Raw genomic sequence first — 3,289 nt, forward strand, 5'->3', positions numbered from 1 at the left:
AGTCACAGCTCCGGCGTTGGCATGGCGCGCACCAAAACCGTCCGCCCTCCATCCGCCATTGGCTAGATGTCCCGCATTGTGGGCAGAAAAAACCGTTGGGCCAACGAAGCCACTTAAGGCAGTCAAGGCAGTCAAGACAAGCCGCGCCAGCTGGGAAGCATGCCTGCAAATCCGCATAGCTGGGCGGATAATCGCGCCCTGCTTGAAGACCGGAGGCAGGCGTTTGTATGGGCGTCGGCATTCCCATATCTTGCACCTACAGCGCTTAAATGGATAGCCCTTATGGATAATGAACCCTGGGCGATACCTAATTCTTAAGGATGAATGTGTATTACCCAATTCGGGTAGTTGAGATACTTGAGCTAACAACTGGATCGGTAGAATCAACGTACCCGAATTATTTTTAAATATTACCAGGAAGTCGGTAGTTTTTTATTGATGATCAATGTCTTGTCTTCAATGACCACATACCCGCCTTTGGTAAGTTCGTGCATGATTTTATTAATCATTTCTCTGGATGCACCGACCATGGAAGCTAATTCCTGTTGGGTTGGCCGGTTATGGATGATGCTGACATTGCCCTCGACAACTGCCATTTCTTGTAGTGCTTTAACGGCTCGCTCATACACGTTCGATAAGGCCATTTGCCTAACCTTATCCGTTAAATGCCTGATTTTTTCCGATAACACACCCAATAATGTGATGGCCACATCCGGATAATTCATCAGCCAATTAATAAAATCGCTTTTTGAAATGACCGCACACGTTGTTTTTTCCAGGGTCACTACGGAAGCCGATCTCGGTTCATCGGACAGTAAGGCAATCTCGCCAAAATAGGAGCCGGGTTCTTGGATCAAGAGCGTGACTTCCTTGCTTTTCTCATCACTGCTAAATACACGTACTTTGCCAGAAAGAATGATATAGATTGAGCTGGTCTCATCCCCTTCCATGATGATAGTTGCTTGTTTTGGGAATTTTGCTGATTTTGCTTTTTCGGCAAGGGTAATCAATACCTCATTAGATAATTTCGACAAAAAAGGAATTTTTTTAAGCCCTGTGAATACTTCTTGCTGCACTTTTACTCCTTTTGGGGTATAGGTTTATGGAACAAATGATCGGTTCGCAATACTAGCTCGATCACATTTCGAGATGGCCTTAATGGTTAATTCTATACGTAAAGTAGAGTCAATCCGATTAATTTATGACAAGGACCCATTCGACGGTCACATTTTATTAGAAAGAAATCACAAACTGTCCATATCAAACCCCGTTTTTTAACTTAGATTTGACCACTAAAAGGATGCATCAAGGTATTTTAGTTGTATAATTTCAGTGTTTGGGCGGTACAAGGCAGTCCAACGCTTCAACAGTAACTTAATGTTTATTTTAAAATAATTATAATAATGATTCGTATTTTGCTTGTTGATGATCACGAACTTGTTCGAACCGGAATTGCGGCGCTGTTGAATGCGGCTGATGATATTATGGTCGTTGGCGTCGCGCAATCGGGGGAAGAAGCTGTCAATCAAGGGGTCTTGTTGTCTGCCGATGTGGTGCTCATGGATGTCAATATGCCGGGTATAGGTGGGGTTGAAGCGTGCCGGAGAATATTAAGGCGTGATCCAGAGGTAAAAATCATTGCCATATCAGTGCATAATGACGGCCCTATACCACAACAATTGCTTAAACTGGGTGTCATGGGTTTTATTTCCAAGGGCTCTTCCGTTGAAGAGATGGTTCTTGCCATCAGAAAAGTCATGACGGGAAAACGCTATCTTTGTACCGAAGTGGCTAACAATCTGGCGCTCCAAGGTTTGCCTGGCAGCGTCGAATCACCTTTTGCGAAACTTTCCCAACGGGAAGCGGAGGTGGTGACGCTCATTTTGCAAGGTAAAACTATTCAGGAAATGGCAGAAATGCTGGTGTTAAGCGATAAAACAATCAACACTTACCGCTACCGCCTTTACGAAAAACTCCATGTGAAAAATGATGTCGAATTGACCAGGCTTGCGGTTAAGTTTGGCCACATGATACCTGATTGATTTAGCCCGGATCTTCCTTATCGAGCAATAAGGCTCTCGACGGATGTAGCCTATAGCTTCTCGCCTTAGTAAAGGCATCCCTGAAATCAAGATACCAAGGCTTATCCGTTTCCAGTATCAGTTTCAGCAGGATATTTTGCAGTTGGTACTTTACATTACCGACAGCCAGCGCCCCAATACCCACAGCGCCTTTAGAATTGACTGCATGAATGAGCGGTGCACCCATATCACTGCGCTTGATGCCTTCTATTCCCAGCGGCGGCACAGCGTTTACATCCCCGGCGACCTTGAGCCGCCTGGCCTCACTCAATATCTCTGCACTTAAGGCTTGAATACCTGCTTTTGCCGTGCAGAAAACAATATCGGCATTGGCAACCAGTCGCGCCTTATCCGCTTCTGAACTGGCATAAGTTCCTTTCAATGAGCAACCGAAACGGTTGTTATATTCCCTGGCAACATCTAGGGCCGTATCCACTGACAAATGATCGGTTAGCATAATGTCAGCCCCAGCCAGGGATGCAATAATCCCGGTAGCAATGCCCACTGCGCCTGTGCCGCCAATTACAACCGCATGACAATCTTTCAATTCTTTGCCGTGCTTTTCCTTCAGTTGTTTTTCCACACAGGCAACTAGTGCGGCAGCGGTGGTAAACGCCCCGCTGGGATCGGCAAAAACAGACACCTCGAACGGCGGAACCATGGCTTTTTTAGCCGCATCCATCATATCCACCGCCAAGCCTAGGTTACGCCCACCGATGAAGATGCCCGTGCGCTTGACACCGGACGGCCCTCTTGAAAAAATAGCGTCCTGGACTAAGCCATGCACGCTCTCCAGCTTGACATTGCTGTAAGGCATCATGACATCAAAACCAGCATCCATTGCCATATTGATGTCAAATGGGCTGTTATGGGGCATAGGATCAAACATATGCAAGATGCTGCGTTTTTCCATGTCTGTCTCTCTAAAAATTAGGGGGTTTTAGTTATGAAGTTGATTTGATGTGCTTTCTTGCGACCTCAAAAGCGTGTTCAAAATGCAGGTAGACGGGCTTATCTGTTTCAATCATTTTTTTCAACAGCCGGTTTTGCGCCTGATATTTAATATTACCGATCGCCAAAGCGCCGATTCCGACCGCACCACTAGTTGAACCGGCAATAGCTGCACCATTTTGGAAAGCATCGACACCCGCAATACCTGATGGTGGGACAGCATTAACATCGGCTGCAACCTTTAATTGGGGGGCAGA

4 protein-coding genes and 1 pseudogene are annotated in these 3,289 nt (G+C 46.1%); 1 reads left to right on the forward strand and 4 read right to left on the reverse strand.

Annotated features, from left to right (window positions below; genetic code table 11):
• On the reverse strand, positions 1 to 247 hold a 247-nt coding region (locus tag ACLQ6D_RS17070; RefSeq protein WP_411728508.1), incomplete at its 3' end, for a transposase.
• Between the two features lie 163 nt (positions 248 to 410).
• Positions 411 to 1,076: a Crp/Fnr family transcriptional regulator gene (locus tag ACLQ6D_RS17075; RefSeq protein ID WP_411728509.1), complete on the reverse strand. Its 666-nt coding sequence runs from the start codon at positions 1,074 to 1,076 to the stop codon at positions 411 to 413.
• A 327-nt stretch (positions 1,077 to 1,403) separates the two neighbouring features.
• On the opposite strand from ACLQ6D_RS17075, the gene ACLQ6D_RS17080 reads away from it, so the two are divergent.
• Complete coding sequence (locus ACLQ6D_RS17080) at positions 1,404 to 2,042, forward strand: response regulator (protein WP_411728510.1); 639 nt, start codon at positions 1,404 to 1,406, stop codon at positions 2,040 to 2,042.
• A 1-nt stretch (position 2,043) separates the two neighbouring features.
• Here ACLQ6D_RS17080 and ACLQ6D_RS17085 read toward each other — a convergent pair whose 3' ends face one another.
• Positions 2,044 to 2,994 carry an NAD(P)-dependent methylenetetrahydromethanopterin dehydrogenase gene (locus ACLQ6D_RS17085; RefSeq protein ID WP_411728511.1) on the reverse strand — a complete coding sequence of 317 codons (951 nt, stop codon included), beginning with the start codon at positions 2,992 to 2,994 and terminating at the stop codon, positions 2,044 to 2,046.
• Between the two features lie 31 nt (positions 2,995 to 3,025).
• Positions 3,026 to 3,289: pseudogene (locus tag ACLQ6D_RS17090) on the reverse strand (methylenetetrahydromethanopterin dehydrogenase); the annotation flags it as partial.

It is taken from the genome of Methyloglobulus sp. (assembly GCF_046714055.1).
Lineage (GTDB): Bacteria > Pseudomonadota > Gammaproteobacteria > Methylococcales > Methylomonadaceae > Methyloglobulus.